The sequence below is a fragment of the Nonomuraea sp. NPDC050478 genome (assembly GCF_044458265.1).
GTDB lineage: Bacteria > Actinomycetota > Actinomycetes > Streptosporangiales > Streptosporangiaceae > Nonomuraea > Nonomuraea ferruginea.
This window is the reverse complement of the sequence record NZ_JBITHT010000005.1, coordinates 264022-279633: the sequence shown is the minus strand read 5'-3', so window position 1 is coordinate 279633 and position 15612 is coordinate 264022. Positions and strand designations below refer to the sequence as shown.

General features: G+C 70.7%; 14 protein-coding genes. 5 read left to right on the top strand and 9 right to left on the bottom strand.

The genetic code is table 11. The annotated features are described in order from the left end of the window. Nucleotides 1-162 precede the first annotated feature (162 nt). Both ACIBF7_RS26125 and ACIBF7_RS26120 read left to right on the top strand, forming a co-directional pair. Nucleotides 163-1059 (top strand): hypothetical protein, encoded by an 897-nt coding sequence (locus ACIBF7_RS26125; RefSeq protein WP_271275453.1) that lies wholly within the window; start codon nucleotides 163-165, stop codon nucleotides 1057-1059. 49 nt (nucleotides 1060-1108) lie between these two features. Continuing rightward, a complete protein-coding gene (locus tag ACIBF7_RS26120) occupies nucleotides 1109-2047 on the top strand; it encodes a hypothetical protein (protein WP_397198368.1) in 939 nt (312 codons plus the stop codon). Between the two features lie 89 nt (nucleotides 2048-2136). On the opposite strand, the gene ACIBF7_RS26115 is transcribed toward ACIBF7_RS26120, so the two are convergent. From ACIBF7_RS26115 to ACIBF7_RS26080, 8 genes are all read right to left on the bottom strand, one after another. Next, complete coding sequence (locus ACIBF7_RS26115) at nucleotides 2137-3738, bottom strand: FAD-dependent monooxygenase (RefSeq protein ID WP_397198367.1); 1602 nt, start codon at nucleotides 3736-3738, stop codon at nucleotides 2137-2139. 80 nt (nucleotides 3739-3818) lie between these two features. Continuing rightward, a complete protein-coding gene (locus ACIBF7_RS26110) occupies nucleotides 3819-4109 on the bottom strand; it encodes an MTH1187 family thiamine-binding protein (RefSeq protein WP_271275450.1) in 291 nt (96 codons plus the stop codon). Nucleotides 4110-4172: 63 nt separating this feature from the next. Beyond that, a complete protein-coding gene (locus ACIBF7_RS26105) occupies nucleotides 4173-4502 on the bottom strand; it encodes a hypothetical protein (RefSeq protein WP_148033944.1) in 330 nt (109 codons plus the stop codon). A gap of 9 nt (nucleotides 4503-4511) precedes the next feature. Further along, a complete protein-coding gene (locus ACIBF7_RS26100; protein WP_148033943.1) occupies nucleotides 4512-5189 on the bottom strand; it encodes a uracil-DNA glycosylase in 678 nt (225 codons plus the stop codon). A gap of 108 nt (nucleotides 5190-5297) precedes the next feature. Then, nucleotides 5298-6197, bottom strand: coding sequence for a carbohydrate ABC transporter permease (locus ACIBF7_RS26095; protein ID WP_397198366.1), 900 nt, complete (start codon nucleotides 6195-6197; stop codon nucleotides 5298-5300). Further along, nucleotides 6194-7579: an ABC transporter permease subunit gene (locus ACIBF7_RS26090; RefSeq protein WP_397198365.1), complete on the bottom strand. Its 1386-nt coding sequence runs from the start codon at nucleotides 7577-7579 to the stop codon at nucleotides 6194-6196. The genes ACIBF7_RS26095 and ACIBF7_RS26090 overlap by 4 nt, the downstream gene beginning before the upstream one ends. A 6-nt stretch (nucleotides 7580-7585) precedes the next feature. Further along, nucleotides 7586-8911, bottom strand: a complete 1326-nt coding sequence (locus tag ACIBF7_RS26085; protein ID WP_364226315.1) for an ABC transporter substrate-binding protein — start codon at nucleotides 8909-8911, stop codon at nucleotides 7586-7588. A gap of 8 nt (nucleotides 8912-8919) precedes the next feature. Continuing rightward, nucleotides 8920-10170, bottom strand: a complete 1251-nt coding sequence (locus ACIBF7_RS26080; protein ID WP_271275448.1) for an ABC transporter substrate-binding protein — start codon at nucleotides 10168-10170, stop codon at nucleotides 8920-8922. A 130-nt stretch (nucleotides 10171-10300) separates the two neighbouring features. Here ACIBF7_RS26080 and ACIBF7_RS26075 point away from each other — a divergent pair, with 130 nt between their 5' ends. From ACIBF7_RS26075 to ACIBF7_RS26065, 3 genes are read left to right on the top strand one after another with little or no spacing between them, the layout of a single operon-like run. Further along, a complete protein-coding gene (locus ACIBF7_RS26075) occupies nucleotides 10301-10807 on the top strand; it encodes a PadR family transcriptional regulator (RefSeq protein ID WP_148033938.1) in 507 nt (168 codons plus the stop codon). Then, nucleotides 10804-11538, top strand: coding sequence for an ABC transporter ATP-binding protein (locus ACIBF7_RS26070; RefSeq protein ID WP_148033937.1), 735 nt, complete (start codon nucleotides 10804-10806; stop codon nucleotides 11536-11538). The genes ACIBF7_RS26075 and ACIBF7_RS26070 overlap by 4 nt, the downstream gene beginning before the upstream one ends. Then, nucleotides 11535-13811, top strand: coding sequence for an ABC transporter permease (locus tag ACIBF7_RS26065; RefSeq protein ID WP_148033936.1), 2277 nt, complete (start codon nucleotides 11535-11537; stop codon nucleotides 13809-13811). The genes ACIBF7_RS26070 and ACIBF7_RS26065 overlap by 4 nt, the downstream gene beginning before the upstream one ends. 56 nt (nucleotides 13812-13867) lie before the next feature. Here ACIBF7_RS26065 and treS read toward each other — a convergent pair whose 3' ends face one another. Then, nucleotides 13868-15568, bottom strand: coding sequence for a maltose alpha-D-glucosyltransferase (treS, locus tag ACIBF7_RS26060; RefSeq protein WP_148033935.1), 1701 nt, complete (start codon nucleotides 15566-15568; stop codon nucleotides 13868-13870). Between the last annotated feature and the right edge of the window lie 44 nt (nucleotides 15569-15612).

The window sequence follows — 15612 nt, the reverse complement described above, 5'->3', positions numbered from 1 at the left end:
ATCCGTTCCGGCGCCGACCGCTCCGCCTCCGGGGTCCGACTGGCGGCCGGCGGTCGTCCACAGGGGGTGTCGCTCCGCGCTCGTCATCCCCAGAACCTGGTTCGTGCCCGCGTGTCCGGCGCGCTCTCGCCGATCCTGGGGTCCCGACCACCGGAGGCCCTCGTGAAGATCGTCCTGCCCCTGCCCGTCACCCTGACGTCCCTGTTCGTCGTCACGCTCATCGGCGGCGCCTTCGAGCCCTGGCAGCTGACCGGCCCCCACAGGAAGGCCGCCATGGCCGCGCTCGGCTCCCGCCGCCTGCGGCTCACCCACCACCCCACCCCGTGGAAACCCGCCGCCGTCGCCCTCACCCCCGGCGAGCGCCGCCTGCTGCGCCGCTCCAGACAGCACCTCACCGTCTCCTCCGCCGCTCCGCCCCACGACCAACCGGCCGCCGTCCAGGCCGCCAGGGCCGTCGCCCGCGCCCTCGCCCAGGCGTACGGCGGCCTCCTGGCCGACCCGCTGACCGGCGCCGTCCTGCCCGCCCGCGACCCGGAGCCCACCGCCTTCCACCTGGCCGACGGCTGGCTCGGCTGGGACGTCCAGGTCCACGACGACGCCACCTGCTCGCCGTGGGACCCGGCTGGCGCCGGCGCCTGCGACGGTCTCATGGTCACCTCCCGCGGGCTGCGCAGGTTCGCCCTCCCGGAGATCACCCTCGACGGCGCGGCCTGCGCCCACACCCTGTGCGCCACCAACCTCCTGCGTACGGTGGCCGCCCGCCTGGTCGCCGGCCACCTCGCCTTCGCCGCCGCCCACCCCGGGGCCCGCCGCCGCGCCATCGACGACCACCTCCCCCTCCCGCCCGCCCCTCTCGGCGTCCGCCTCACCCCCTGCGCGCCGGCCCCTTCACCCGGAGGCGGCAGCATCAGACGCCTGAAGGTCGGCCCGGCGGGCGACGCCGGCCCCGTCACCTACCTCAAGGTCGGCCCCCCGGCCGGCTTCACCGGCTCACTCAACGACTGGCTCTGCGCCACCCAGGCCCCCGCCCGAGCCGCCGTCACCTCCATCGCGGCCTGACGCCCTCCGGCGGGGGAACGACCGGGGCCGGTCGTTCGTAGGACCTGATGTGGACCCATTCGAAGACCTCGACCGCAGGTTGAGGGAGGCACACGACCGAGTCCGCTGGTTCGACCACCTGGCGGCGCGGCGCTCCTCGCTCGGGCGGCAGATCCGGGAGGTCGCCGACCTGGTGACCGAGCTGGAGCAGCAGCTGGCCAAGGAGCGGCGAGACGTCGAACGCCTGGAGGGCGGCCTGTCCGCGTTCATGGCCAGGCTGACCGGCTCCAGGGAGGAGCGCCTCACGCGGGAGCGGGCCGAGGCGGCGCTCGCGGGGGAGCGCCTCGACGGCCAGCGCGCGAGACTGGAGGCCCTCACCGGCGACCTCGGCGAGACGGAGCGCGACCTCGCCGCCACCGCGGGGGCCGCCGACGACTACCAGCGGCTGCTGTCCGAGAAGGAGCGCCTCCTCGTCGAGCGGGGCGACCAGCGCGGGCGGCGCCTCATGGAGCTGTCGGGCCTGATGGCCGACACGCAGGCCGACCTGCGCGAGCACGACGAGGCCGTGCAGGCGGGCAAGGCGGCGGGGCAGTGGGTCGGCCACGTGCTGACGCAACTGGAGCACGCCCGCGGCGCCTCGACCTGGGACATGTTCGGCGGCGGCGTCTTCGCCGACGCCGTCGAGCGGGAGCACCTCGTCACCGCCGACCAGGCCACGTGGCAGGCCCAGCAGGCGCTCGACACGTTCGCGAGGGAGCTGGCCGACCTCGGCTGGGCCGTCCGGCCGAAGATGCCGGAGGTGGACACCCGCTGGTTCGCCGACGTCTTCTTCGACAACATCATCACCGACGCGCTCAAGCACCAGCGCATCAACAGGACCCGCACCGCCGTGGCCGAGATGTCCGCCTGGATCGACGACTCGCTCCGGACGCTCGCCCAGGGCCAGGCCGACCTGACCCGGCGCCTCGGCGACCTCACCGGCGAGCGCGAACACCTGCTCGCCACCTGACCTCAGGGGATGGCGGGCAGGCCGACGACCACCCTCCTGCCGCCGTGGTCGTAGATGAGGACCCTCGATGGCGGCCTGGCGGTCTCCCGTCAGCGGCTGAGAACGCGGCGCAGGGCCGACTCCAGCGCGGTGGCCGGATCGGGGGCGGGGCCGGTGGCGCGCCAGGCGACGTAGCCGTCCGGGCGGACCAGGACCGCCCCGCCCGCGCCGACGCCGTACCGCGACCGCCACTCGCCCTTGACGTCCACCGCGTCGTGGCCGAGCACGACCCTCGACAGCGCGACCCCGAGACGCCTGGACACCAGGCGGCCCGCGTCGGACCAGGACTGCCCGCCCTCGCCGTCGGCCAGGAGCACGAACCCGCCGCCGAACAGGTCGATCGTGGACATCGGGCGGCCCTCCCAGGTCAGCGGCACGTGCGGGGCCCGGCTGCCGGGCCGGCCGGTGGGGTGGCGCGGGTCCTCCAACAGGGAGCCGTCGTCGTCCGGATCCTCGATGACGGCCGTGGAGTGGTAGCGGGCGCCGAGGACGGCGCCCTGCGGGTCGCCGAGCGGCTCGGGATAGCCGACGCGGGCGGCCGGCGGCATCCGCATGCCGAGGTTGGCCAGCTGGGCGTCGGCGGTCATGACCCCGATCGGGCGGCGTTCGGCGTCGTAGGAGTCCAGGAAGTCCGGCCCCGCCTGACCGGTGATCACCAGCCAGAGGCGCCAGGCCAGGTCGGCGCCGTCCTGCAGCGCGAGGCTGCCGCCCTGGCCGCCGGTGGGCGGCATGGTGTGGGCCGCGTCCCCGGCCAGGAACACCCGGCCCTCGCGGTAGCGTCCGGCCAGCACGTGCGCCATGGCGAAGCTGGTCCGGTCGAGCAGCTTCACCGCCAGGTCGGGCACGCCGGTGGCGACGCGGGCCAGCTCGACGCAGCGTTCGGGGGTGAAGTCGGCCTCGCTCCGGCCCGCGCCGGTGTCGTAGTTGACCGCGAGGACGTGGGCGCCGACCCCGGTGCCGGTGAGGATCACGCCGGTCATCGCGTCGTTCCGGAGGTACCAGAGCGTCACCTCGCGCTCTCGTACGAGCCCTGACAGGTCGGCGTCGAACATGATCGAGCACATCCGCCCGAGCTCGCCCTTGCCCGTCACGGGGATGCCGAGGCTCCGGCGCAGTGGGCTGCGGTAGCCGTCGGCGGCCACCACGTAGTCGGCGCGCACCGTGACCGGCCCGTCGCCGGAGCGGACGGTGGCGGTGACGCCCGCGCCGTCCTGGTGGAGCGCGACCAGCTCGGTGGAGAACCGCAGGTCGGCGCCGAGATCCTCGGCGCGCTCCCGCAGGATGCGCTCGACCTCGGCCTGCGGTGCGCCCACGAGCGCGGCGGGAGTGGCCTCGGCCATGAAGGCGAACTCCTCCCGCTCGTCCGAGACGATCATCTGAGGGTCGGGGTCGTCGAGGGCCGAGGCGATGGCGATGCGCAGGTTGTCGCCGATGCCCGCCCAGATGTCGCACAGCTCCTGCTCGACACCGGGGACGGAGCGAAGCAACTCGACGGCCCGGTGGTTCACGCCGAACGCCTTGGGCTGGAGCGAGGTGCCGGGCCGCCGCTCGACCAGCATGACGGGGATGTCACGCCAGGCCAGGAGCAGGGCCGCGCTCAGACCGGCGTAGCCGCCGCCGACGATCAGAACAGGGACACGGTGGTACGTCATGACGACCTCCCGAGGCACGAGTAATATCGCGATGGTCACGCTATGTCGCGTCTCGGGAGCGGTCAAGACATATCTCGAACTCAGTCCAGGTGCTTCTCCAGCGACTCCACCTTGCCGGTCATGGCGTCCGTCACGCCGGGGCGCAGGTCGGCCTTGAGCACCAGCCCCACCCGGGGAGCGACCTCCGCCACCGCGTCGACGGCCCGCTTGACGACGTCCATCACCTCGTCCCACTCACCCTCGACGGTGGTGAACATGGCATCCGTGTGGTTCGGCAGCCCGCTCTCCCGCACGACCTTGACGGCCCTGGCGACGGGCTCGGCGACCCCCTCGCCGACGCCGAGCGGGGTGATGGAGAATGCGACGATCACGGCGTGACCTCCTGAGCTCCTGGCGCGGCAGGTCCGCGCCGACGAACGTGGCAGGCCGGACGGTCAGAGGTGGAGGTGCTCGTCCTCCGCCTCCTCCTCGTCCTCGGCCGGGCCCTCGGAGGGCTCGACGCCGAGCATCGCCTCACGCGGCTCGATCTCGTCGATGTGGTCGACGAGCTGCAGCACGTGCTCGGGCTCGATCAGCCACTGGAGGGCGGAGGCGCCGGTCTCGTCGGACTTGACCAGCTCGGCCTGCTCGCTGCGCTCTTCGTCGGTCAGCTCGGCCTCGGGGTGGCGGATCTCCGCCAGGGCCGCCGCCTGCAGGGCGTCCACGTCGAGCACTTCGACCGTCAGCTCGACCGTGAGTCGTAGGAACTTCTGTGCGTCACTCATGCGACGAGCCTAGGGCAGCTTCCACTCCACGGGGGCCGCGCCTTGCTGGGCGAGCAGTTCGTTCGCGCGGCTGAACGGCCGGGAGCCGAAGAACCCGCTGCGCGCCGACAGCGGCGACGGATGGGCGGACTCGACGCGCGGCACGGAGCCCAGCATGGGCGCGAGATTGCGGGCGTCGCGGCCCCACAGGATGGCCACCATCGGCTTCTCACGCGCGACCAGGGCGCGGATGGCCTGCTCGGTGACCTCTTCCCAGCCCTTGCCCCGGTGGGAGGCGGGCTTGCCCGGCATCACCGTCAGCACCCTGTTGAGCAGCAGCACGCCCTGGTCGGCCCAGGGAGTGAGGTCGCCGTTGGCCGGCCTGGGCAGCCCCAGGTCGGACTCCATCTCCTTGTAGATGTTGACCAGGCTGCCCGGCAGCGGCCGCACGTCGGGGGCGACGGAGAACGACAGCCCGACGGGGTGACCCGGGGTGGGGTACGGATCCTGACCCACGATCAGGACCCTGACATCGTCGAAGGGCTGGTTGAAGGCACGCAGCACGTTGGCTCCCGAAGGGAGGTACTGCCTGCCTTCGGCGATCTCGTTGCGGAGGAACTCGCCCATGTGGGCGATGCGCTCGGCCACGGGCTCCAGCGCGCGGGCCCATCCGGCTTCGACGACTTCGTTCAGTGGACGTCCGGCCATGGGCGTTGAGCTTAGCCAGGTCTGGCGGGCGATGCGTACGGAACCCGGAGAAATGATCACCAAGGGCGGGCGCCCGCGCCCCCGCGGGAAGACGGGCGCCCGCTTGGGTCACTTCACCGAGCCGGCCATCATGCCCTGGACGAAGTAACGCTGGAACGCGAAGAACAGCACCAGCGGGATGATCAGCGACAGGAAGGCGCCGGACGAGAGGATGTCCATGTTGGTGCCGAACTGCCGCATCTGGGACTGGAGGTACTTGGTCATCGGCTGGTTCGCCGGGTTGGCGTAGACCAGCGCGATCAGCATGTCGTTCCACACCCAGAGGAACTGGAAGATGCCCAGCGAGGCGATGGCGGGCTTGCCCAGCGGGAACACCACCGACACGAAGATCCGCCACTCCGGCGCCCCGTCCATCCGCGCCGCCTCCAGCAGGGAGGCCGGGATGCCGATGAAGAAGTTACGGAGCAGGAAGATCGCGAACGGCAGCCCGAACGCCACGTGGAAGAGCACGACGCCGGGGATCGAGCCGAAGATCCCGGCCTGGCCGTAGAGCGCGGCCACGGGGATCAGCGCGATCTGGATCGGCACGATCAGCAGCCCGACCACGACCAGGAACAGCAGGTCCCGGCCGGGGAACTCCATCCAGGCGAACGCGTACGCCGCCATGGCCGCGATGCCGATCACCAGGATCGTGGTCGGCACCGTGATGGCCACGGTGTTCCAGAAGGACGCCCCGAAGCCGCCGGCCAGCAGGTCGGCGTAGTTGGCGATGGTGATCTCGGCGGGCTTGGTGAAGATCGTCCACCAGCCCTCGGCGTTGTTGACCTCGGTCGTGCGCAGCGAGACCACCAGCAGGCCCAGCGTGGGCACCAGCCAGAACAGGCCGAGCAGGATCATCACGACCTGGACGACGCCGCTGCCGAGGCGGTCGACGATGCGTCCGGCCAGGTTTCGCCGTGGCGCGCCGGCGTGGCTCTGCGCCGGGGCCGTGGCCGTGGCCGTGGTCATGACTCACCCCTCTTGAACCTGCGGATGTTCATGATCATGAAGGGCAGGACCAGGATCAGCAGGAAGACGGCCAGCGCGCTGCCGAGCCCCTGGTTGTTCCCGCCGCCGAACGCGACCCGCCACATCTCCAGCGCGATCACGTTCGCCTCCGGCTGGACCGACGGCGGTGCGATGATGAACACCAGGTCGAACACCTTCAACGTATTGATGATCATCGTCACGAAGACGACGAGCAGCACCGGCGACAGCAACGGCACCGTGATCCTGCGGAACACCTGCCATTCGGTGGCGCCGTCGATGCGGGCCGCCTCCAGCGCGTCGCGCGGGATGGCCGCCAGGCCGGCCGCGATCAGCACCATGGCGAACCCCGCCCACACCCAGACGAACGCCCCGATGATCGCCGGCGTGATGAGCGTCGGGCCGAGCCAGGTCAGGCCGTTGTAGGCGGCCGTGAAGTTCTCCTGCGGCAGCCGTACCTCGTAGGTGCCCGAGGGCAGGCCGTCGAACCGGAACGATCCGTCAGCGGCCGTCGTGGCGGTCGCCGCCACCTCACCGTCGCTCACGGCCTCCACGGTCATCCCGGGCAGGCCCTTCTCCGTGGGGTCCGGCTGGCCGTTCACGCCGCCGCCGCCCGGGGTGAAGTCGAACCACACCGTGCCCGACAGCCCGTCGCCGCCGGTCGCCGCGACCGCCGGCTGGGCGTCCGCGGGCATCACCTCCGGCTTGACGCCCACGATCGGGATCAGCACGGTCTGGCCGGACTCCACCGGCTGCTTGGTGACGACCGAGCCGTCCTCCTGGGCGGCCACCGGTGACTGGTCGCCCTCGCGGGCGCGCGCCTCCGGATAGCCCTGGGAGGAGGAGAACGTGTCGTGCACCACGGTCATGATGGCGTTGGCCACGCCCTTGTCCGGGTCCTCGTCGTACACGAGGCGGAAGATGACGCCGGCGGCCATCAGCGAGACGGCCATCGGCATGAAGACGATCAGCTTGAACGCGGTCGCCCACTTGATGCGCTCGGTCAGCACCGCGAAGATCAGGCCGATCGTGGTGACCACGATCGGGGCGACGATCACCCAGATCAGGTTGTTGCGGATGGTCTTCAGCGTCCCGGCGTCACTGAAGATCGTCCCGTAGTTCTCCAGCCCGACGAACACCTGGTTGGTGGAGTCGTACATGCTGCGGACGATCGAGTATCCGATCGGGTAGACCACCCAGATGCCGAGGAGCAGGGCCGCCGGCAGCAGGAAGACGATGGCGATCGTGGGTGACGGGCCGAGGCGTCGTCGTGTGCGGGGGGTATCAGCCGGTCCCGAGGTAGGCCCGCCCGTGTCGTCCACGGGCGGGTCCTGGGGGCCGTCCAACCTTTCGGTCACGGCCATGCCTCTTTACTTCCAGGCCTTCTTGGCCTCTGCTTCGAGCGCCTCCTGGGCGCCCTTGACGTCACTCGGGTCGCGCAGGAAGTCCTGCAGGACCTTCCACTCGCCCTTGCCGTCGGTGCCGCCGAAGGCGCTCGGCGCGAGGTCGGACATGTCGTAGCGGACCGACTCACCGGCCGTGACGATCGTCTGGCCGAGCTGCTTGGTCATCTCGTTCGGGTAGTTGTCGGGGGAGACGTTCCTGTTGGGGGACAGGTAGCCGGGCAGCTTGGCCCAGACCTCGCCGCCCTCCTTGGAGGCCAGGAACTGCAGCAGCGCCATGGCGCCGGGGGAGTCCTTCATGGCCACCGCGACGTCACCGCCGAGCACGACCGGAGCGGTGTCGCCCACCTTCGGGAACGGGAAGTACTTGGCCTCCTCGCCGACCTTGGCGCCCGACTCCTCGGCCGTGACGGCGACGAAGTCGGCCTCGATCACCATCGCGGCTTCCTTCTCGCCGTAGACCTTGGTGACGCAGGTCGGGAAGTCGGTCTGCAGCGCGCCGGAGGTGCCGCCCGCGACGAACTCCTTCTTGCCGGCGATCTGCGCGATCTTCTCCAGGGCGGTGGCCACGCTGGGGTCGGTCCAGGGGATCTCGTGCTTGGAGAGCTGGTCGTACTTCTCCGGGCCGGCCGAGGACAGGTAGACGTTCTCGAACAGGTCGGTCAGCGTCCAGCCGGAGGCGCCGCAGAACGAGAACGGCGCGGTGCCGGAGTCGGCGATCGTCTGCGAGGCGGTCACCAGCTCGTCCCACGTGGTCGGCGGCTGCACGCCGGCGTCCTCGAAGGCCTTCGACTGGTACCAGACCAGCGACTTGTGCGCCGCCTTGATCAGCACGCCGTACACCTGGCCGTCGGCGGAGCCGAGCTCCTTCCAGTATTCGGTGTAGTTGGCGTCGATCTCCTTGGTGACGTCCTCGGTGAGCGGCTTGAGCGCCTTCTGCTCGGCGTACTGCTGGACCAGGCCCGGCTGCGGCAGGATCGCCACGTCGGGCGGGCTGCCGCCCTGGATGCGCGGGCCGAGGTAGGCGCCGGTGTCCTCACCGGTGGAGGCATAGGTGACCTTGGCGCCGGTCTTGTCGGAGAAGGCCTTGAGCACCTGCTCGAAGTTCTTCTGCTCCTCGCCGGTCCACTTGGCGGCGACTTCGAGCGTGACGCCTTCGAGCGTCTTGGCGCCGCCGCTCTCGCTGGCGGCGGGAGCGGACTCGGTCGGCTGGGAGGTCGTCGGGGCGTTGCCGCAAGCGGTCACCGCCAGCGCCAGTCCGGCCAGAATCGCTGTTGCTCTGCCTTTACGCATGGCTTGCCTCACTGGGTTCTGATGATCTCTTCGAGTTCAGCTTTCAGCGAGGCCGCCACGTCGTTCGCGGACTCGCTGATCGGGGGGGTGAGCGCTTTGGCGACCGTGCTCGCGATCACCAGGCTGAGCTGGTTGTAGTGCGGGCTCGCCGCGCGCGGCTCGGCGGCGAGGATGCTCTCCTTGAGTACGGGCAGGTACGGAAAGCGCTCGATGAGCTCTGGGTCGTCGTAGAGCTCGGTCCACACCGGCGGGAACGACCCCTCGGTGAGGACCCGGCGCTCGTTCTCCAGGCTCGTGAAGTAACGGATGAACTCCGTCGCGGTCTGCTGGTGCTGCGAGTAGGCGCTGATGGCCAGGTTGATGCCGCCCAGCGAGCTGCTCCCCGGCCCGTCGGGGCCCGGCAGCGTGGTGACCGCGACCTTGTCGCCGAGCCTGTTCCTGGCCGGCCCGTAGGCGTGCGGCCAGTTGCGGGCGAAGGCGAGCCGGCCTTCCTGGAAGGCCAGGCGGGACTCCTCCTCCTTGTAGTTGAGCGACTCCTCGGGGATCCAGCCTTCGCGCAGGCCCTGCTGGAGGAACTCCAGCGCGGTCGTCGCGGCGGCGGGTTCGAGGGTCACCCTGGTGCCGTCGGCGCTGAGGATCTGGCCTCCCGCCGACTGCACGGCCTCGGAGAAGTTGACGGTCAGTCCCTCGTACGCGAGGAACTGTCCGGCATAACCCTCTATATCGTGCTTTTTCGTGATCTTTTGGGTCTGTTCGCGAAGTTCCGCCCACGTGCGCGGCGGCTTCTTCACCAGGTCGGTGCGGTAGTAGAGCAGCCCCGCGTTGCTCGTGTACGGGACCGCCCACAGCTTGTCCTTGTAGATCGCGGTCTTCACGACAGGCGGCAGGAACTTGTCGAGCGGGAAGGACCCGCGCTCCAAGGGGATGATCCAGCCGTTCTCCGCGAACTCCGCGGTCCACACCACGTCCAGCCCGAGCACGTCGTAACGGGTGCTGCGGGCCTGCAAGTTGGCCACCATCTGGGCGCGCTGCTCGTCGGCCGCCTCGGGCAGCTCGATGAGCGTCACCTTTTCGGCCGGGTGGGCCTGGTTCCAGCGATCCAGCAAGGGTTGAAGGTACGCCGTGGTGTCGCGCCCGGTGGCGAACGTGATCGGGCCGGTGCTTCCCGCCCGGGACTCGCCGCCACCGTCATCGCCCGTCGCCGCGCACCCTCCGGACGCCGCGAGGACGGCCAGGACGATCGCCAGACGACGGAGCACCGGTTTTTCCCTCCTTGTGCACGGGGGTTACATACGTGTTAGGTAGATGCATTCATGTTATGCACACCGGTAATCTGGTGGTCAACGGCAAGCCATGTAACGCATCCGTAACACACGGGGAGGTGAGGCGGTGCGGCTTCACCTGCTGGCGCTTCTGGCCAAGGAGCCTGCCCACGGCTACGAACTGAAACAGGACCTTGAACAGACCTTCGGAAGCGCCTACCCGTCGCCCAACATCGGGCAGATCTATGTGACGTTGGGCCGGCTGGAGAAGGACGGCCTGGTGAGAGCCGTCGACGTCGAGCAGTCCAACCGGCCGAACAAGAAGGTCTACTACCTCACGGCCAAGGGCCGCGACGTGCTCCACCTGTGGGTCGACGAGCCGACCGAGGGTCCGCGGGTGCGCGACGAGTTCTTCATGAAGCTGGTGCTGGCCCCGATGACCGGCATCGCCGACCGGATGGTGCTGATCAACCGGCAGCGCCGCCACTACCTGTCGCTGATGAAGGACCTCAACGAACTGCTCGACCGCACCTCTCCGGATGACAAGATCGCCATACTGCTCATCGAAGGTGCGATGCTCCACCTTCAGGCCGATCTCGACTGGCTCGAACGTTGTCAGGAGGACCTCGCATGAGTGACGAGGCCGTGCTCAAGGCGATCAACCTGGTGAAGATCTACTCCGGCGGCGCGGTGCCGGTGCCCGCCGTGCGCGGCGTGGACCTCCAGGTCGACGCGGGGGAGTTCGTGGCCGTGATGGGCCCTTCGGGGTCCGGGAAGTCGACGCTCGTCCACATGCTCGGCGGCCTCGACTCCCGCACCAGTGGCGAGATCTGGCTCGACGGCAAGCGGGCCGACACCCTCTCCGAGAGCGCCTGGGCGCTGCTGCGCCGCAAGAAGATCGGCTTCGTCTTCCAGTTCTTCAACCTGGTCGCCAACATGACCGTGGCCGACAACGTCGAGTTGCCCGCGCTGCTGGCCGGGGCCTCGCCCAGGGAGGCCCGCGAGCGCCGCGAGGACCTCCTGGGCGCGCTCAACCTCGGCGACCGGGCCGACGCCTCGCCCGCCCAGCTCTCCGGCGGCGAGCAGCAGCGGGTCGCGCTCGCCCGCGCGCTCGCCAACCAGCCCAGCGTGCTGCTGGCCGACGAGCCCACCGGCAACCTCGACAGCCGCAACACCCGCGACGTGCTCCGCCTGCTCGGCCGGGTCCACAAGGACGGCCAGACGATCGTCATGGTCACTCACGACGCCCGCGTGGCCGCGCTCGCCGACCGGGTGGTCAGCCTGCTCGACGGCGAGATCGTGGACGACGGTCGCATCGCCAGGCCCCGCCGGCGCACCGTCGGAGAAGTGATCGACCTGCGATGAGCACCGCACGCGCGGGCAGCCGCTGGATCAGGGCGGACCTGCGGGCCAGGAAGGGCCAGGCGACGCTGACCGTGCTCGCCGTGGCCGGCATCGTGGCCGCCCTGATCACCGCGGTGACCCTCCTGGAGGACTCCACCAACCCGTGGCGCGGCCTGTTCGCCCAGACCGAAGGCGCCCACGTCTGGCTCTACACCCGCGACAACACCGCCCAGCTGGCCGGCGTGCAGGCGCTCGACGGGGTGACGGCCACCGCCGGCCCGTACCGGTCGGCCCCCGTCACCGCGCTGCAGGACGGCAAGCGCGAGCCAGCCTCGCTGCGCGCGATGCCCGCCACGCCGCCCCGCGTGGCGCATCCCGCGGTCGTCGAGGGCGGCTGGCTCGACCCCGCGCAGCCCGACGGCGTGGTCGTCGAGCGCTCCTTCGCCCGCGAACTGCGGCTGCGGATCGGCGCCCCGTTCACCGTCGTCGCGCTCAGCGGCCAGCGCCACACCCTGTACGTGCGCGGCATCGCCGACTCCGCCGACCAGGGCTTCTACCCGGAGTGGACCCCCGGCCTGGGCTGGGTGCTGCCCGAGGCGCTCGACCGGATCGAGCCGATGCTTGGCCGCAGCGAGTGGGTGACCGGGCTGCGGCTGACCGACGCCGACGCCGCCCAGGTGGTCTCCCAGCGGGTCGTCGTCATGCTCGACGACCAGCTCCAGCGGCTCTACACCTGGCGCGAGATCCGGGCCGCCATGGAGCTCGACAACCGGCTGCTCGGCACCATGCTCGCGCTGTTCGGCGTGGGCGGCCTGGTGGCGGCGGCGCTCGCGCTGGCCAACGCGGCCGGCGGGCGCGTGCTGGGCCAGCTCCGCGACCTGGCGACGCTCAAGTCCATGGGCTTCACCCGCGGCCAGGTCGCGCTGCTGCTGCTGGTCGAGCACGGCGCGCTCGGCCTGATCGGCGTCGCGCTCGGCACGGTCGCCGGCTGGGCGGTCACTGCTCTGGCCGTCGGCGCCAGCTCCGTCGCGCCGATACCCGTGCTCACCATCGTCGCCGGCACCGCCCTGGCCGTGCTGGCCGCGGTCGGCGTGCCGGCCTGGCGCGGCGGGCGCACCCCGCCCATTCCGGCCGCGCCCTCCCAGCCGCCCGGCGGCCGCCTGTCCAGGCTGGCCAGGCTCGCGCTGCTGGTACGGCTGCCGCCCGCGCTGGTGCTGGGCACGAGAGACGCCTTCACCCGCCGGGTGCCCGCGTTCCTGACCGTGTTCGGGCTGGCCGTGCCGATGATGATGATCACGATCGGGCTGGGCGTGTGGGCCACGCTCGACAACTTCGCCCGCAATCCCGAGCAGGTCGGCCAGCACGCCTCGCTCTACGTGCGCCCCGGCAAGCTGGAGGCGGCCCAGGCCGCGCGGCTGGCCGGCGCCGACCGCGACGTGGCCGCCGTCTATCCCGGCACCGACGTGAACGCGCTGGCGCCCGGAGAGGGCCGGTCCGTCCGGGTGCGGGCGGTCGGCGGCTCCGCCTCCGACCGCTACCCGTTCCCGGTCGTCGAGGGCCGCATGTACGCCGAGCCCGGCGAGGCCGTGGCCGGGCAGGGGCTGCTCGACCTGCTCGGCGTGAAGATCGGCGACCGGGTGCGGCTGACCGTGGGCGGCTCGCCGCTGATCGTGCGCGTCGTCGGCCGCACCGTCGAGCCCGACCAGGACGGCGAGGTGCTGTCGGTCGGCCTCGACAGCCTGGCGGCCAAGGACTCCGTGCCGCCTGAGTACTACGCGCTCGCCCTGCACCCGGGGGCGAGCCGCGACGAGGTGGCGGCCCGGCTGCTGGCGGAGTCAGGGGAGAACCTGGAGGTGCAGGCCGCGGTCAACCCCGCCGACCGGCTGGCGATGATCCGGGTGGTGATCGTGGCGCTGACCGCCGTGCTCACCCTGATCGGGCTGGCGAACCTGCTCACCGCGAGCGCGCTCGGGCTGCGCGACCACGCCGCGGACCTGGCCGTGCTGAAGGCGATGGGGCTGACACCCCGCCAGGTGATGGCCACCCTCGTGACCGGCACCGGCCTGCTGGTGGTGCTGGGCGTCGTGGCGGGAGCCGCTGCCGGGGCCTCGGTGGCGACCGGGCTGATCGACCTGCAGGGGCACACCAGCGGGGTGGGCGCCGGGATCGGCCGTCCGCCCTCACCGGTGACGCTGGCCCTGGCGGTGCTGCTGGCCGTGGGCACGGCCCTCGCGGTGGCGCTCATCCCGGCCCGCCGCGCGGCCCGCGCCCAGGTGCCGATCACCGCCCGCTGACCTGCGGAAACGCCACCGCCCGGTGACCAGGTGACTGGTCACCGGGCGGTGATCGGTCAGCGCGACGCCTCTCGCCGCAGCGCGAACCAGTAGAAGCCGTGACCCGGCAGGGTCAGCAGGTAGGGCAGGGCGCCGATCACCGGGAAGTGCACGCCGCCGCGCGCCTCCACCGGCGTCATGCCCTCGAACCGGCGCAGGTCCAGCTCCACCGGCTGCGGGAACTTCGACAGGTTGTTCACGCAGAGCATCACGTCGTCGCCCTCTTCACGCACGTACGTGAGGACCGACGGGTTGGACGACCACATCTCCGTGTACGAGCCGGTGCCGAACACCGGGTGGTCGCGCCGGATCTGCAGCATCTTGCGGGTGAAGTGGAGCAGTGACCCCTCGCTGCGCTGCTGGGCCTCCACGTTGATGGCCTGGTAGCCGTAGATCGGGTCCATGACCACCGGCAGGTAGAGCCGGCCCGGATCGCCGGTGGAGAAGCCCGCGTTGCGGTCGGGGCTCCACTGCATCGGCGTGCGCACCGAGTCGCGGTCCTCCAGCCAGATATTGTCGCCCATGCCGATCTCGTCGCCGTAGTACATGACGGGCGAGCCGGGCAGCGACAGCAGCAGGGCGGTGAACAGCTCGATCCGGTCGCGGTCGTTGTCGAGCAACGGCGCCAGCCGGCGGCGGATGCCGAGGTAGGCCCGCATCCGCGGGTCCTTGGCGTACTCGCTGTGCATGTAGTCGCGCTCTTCCTCGGTCACCGTCTCGAGCGTCAGCTCGTCGTGGTTGCGGAGGAAGATGCCCCACTGCGCGGTGTCCGGCAGCTTCGGCGTACGGGACATGATCTCGGAGATCGGCTCCCGGGTCTCCTTCTTCACCGCCATGTAGATGCGCGGCATCAGCGGGAAGTGGAAGGCCATGTGGCACTCGTCGCCGCCGACCGTCGGGTCGCCGAAGTACTCGACGACGTCCTCCGGCCAGCCGTTGGCCTCGGCCAGCAGCACCCGGTCAGGGTAGAGGCGGTCGACCTCGGCCCGGACCTTCTTCAGGTAGGCGTGCGTCTCCGGCAGGCCGGCGCAGGCGGTGCCCTCGCGCTCGAACAGGTACGGCACCGCGTCCAGCCGGAACCCGTCGATGCCCAGGTCGAGCCAGAAGCGCAGCACCTCCAGCATGGCCTCCTGCACCGCCGGGTTGTCATAGTTGAGATCCGGCTGGTGATGGAAGAACCGGTGCCAGTAGTACTGCTTGCGCACAGGGTCCCAGGTCCAGTTGGACTCCTCGGCGCCGACGAAGATGATCGGCGCGTCGGGGTAGCCCGTCGGCTCGTCCGACCAGACGTAGAAGTCGCCGTACGGGCCCTCAGGGTCGTGACGGGACGCCTGGAACCAGGGATGCCGATCAGAGGTGTGGTTCATCACCAGGTCGGTGATGATCCGCAGGCCGCGTTCGTGGGCGGCCTCCACCAGTTGGATGAAATCGGCGAGATCCCCGAAGTCCGGCAGGATCTTCATGTAGTCGGAGATGTCGTAGCCGCCGTCGCGCAGCGGCGATTCGTAGAGCGGCAACAACCAGAGGCAGTCGACGCCCAGCCACTCGAGATAGTCGAGCTTCTCGACGAGGCCGCGAAGATCTCCGGTGCCGTCGCCGTTGGAGTCCTTGAACCCCCGGACGAGAACCTCGTAGAACACCGCCCGCTTGTACCAAGCCGGATCTTCCGAGATGAAGTTCTCGGCCACCGGCTCCGGTGATGGGGATGCGTTGATCATGTGTCGCTCACAGAAGGAGATGTGGGCAGGACGAAGTCACCGGG

Excerpts from the sequence above, each read along its gene's own strand:
- ACIBF7_RS26115 (WP_397198367.1), bottom strand. The coding sequence starts at position 3,738 with ATGACGTACCACCGTGTCCCTGTTCTGATCGTCGGCGGCGGCTACGCC.
- ACIBF7_RS26105 (WP_148033944.1), bottom strand. The coding sequence starts at position 4,502 with ATGAGTGACGCACAGAAGTTCCTACGACTCACGGTCGAGCTGACGGTC.
- ACIBF7_RS26100 (WP_148033943.1), bottom strand. The coding sequence starts at position 5,189 with ATGGCCGGACGTCCACTGAACGAAGTCGTCGAAGCCGGATGGGCCCGC.
- ACIBF7_RS26095 (WP_397198366.1), bottom strand. The coding sequence starts at position 6,197 with ATGACCACGGCCACGGCCACGGCCCCGGCGCAGAGCCACGCCGGCGCG.
- ACIBF7_RS26090 (WP_397198365.1), bottom strand. The coding sequence starts at position 7,579 with ATGGCCGTGACCGAAAGGTTGGACGGCCCCCAGGACCCGCCCGTGGAC.
- ACIBF7_RS26085 (WP_364226315.1), bottom strand. The coding sequence starts at position 8,911 with ATGCGTAAAGGCAGAGCAACAGCGATTCTGGCCGGACTGGCGCTGGCG.
- ACIBF7_RS26070 (WP_148033937.1), top strand. The coding sequence starts at position 10,804 with ATGAGTGACGAGGCCGTGCTCAAGGCGATCAACCTGGTGAAGATCTAC.
- ACIBF7_RS26065 (WP_148033936.1), top strand. The coding sequence starts at position 11,535 with ATGAGCACCGCACGCGCGGGCAGCCGCTGGATCAGGGCGGACCTGCGG.
- treS (WP_148033935.1), bottom strand. The coding sequence starts at position 15,568 with ATGATCAACGCATCCCCATCACCGGAGCCGGTGGCCGAGAACTTCATC.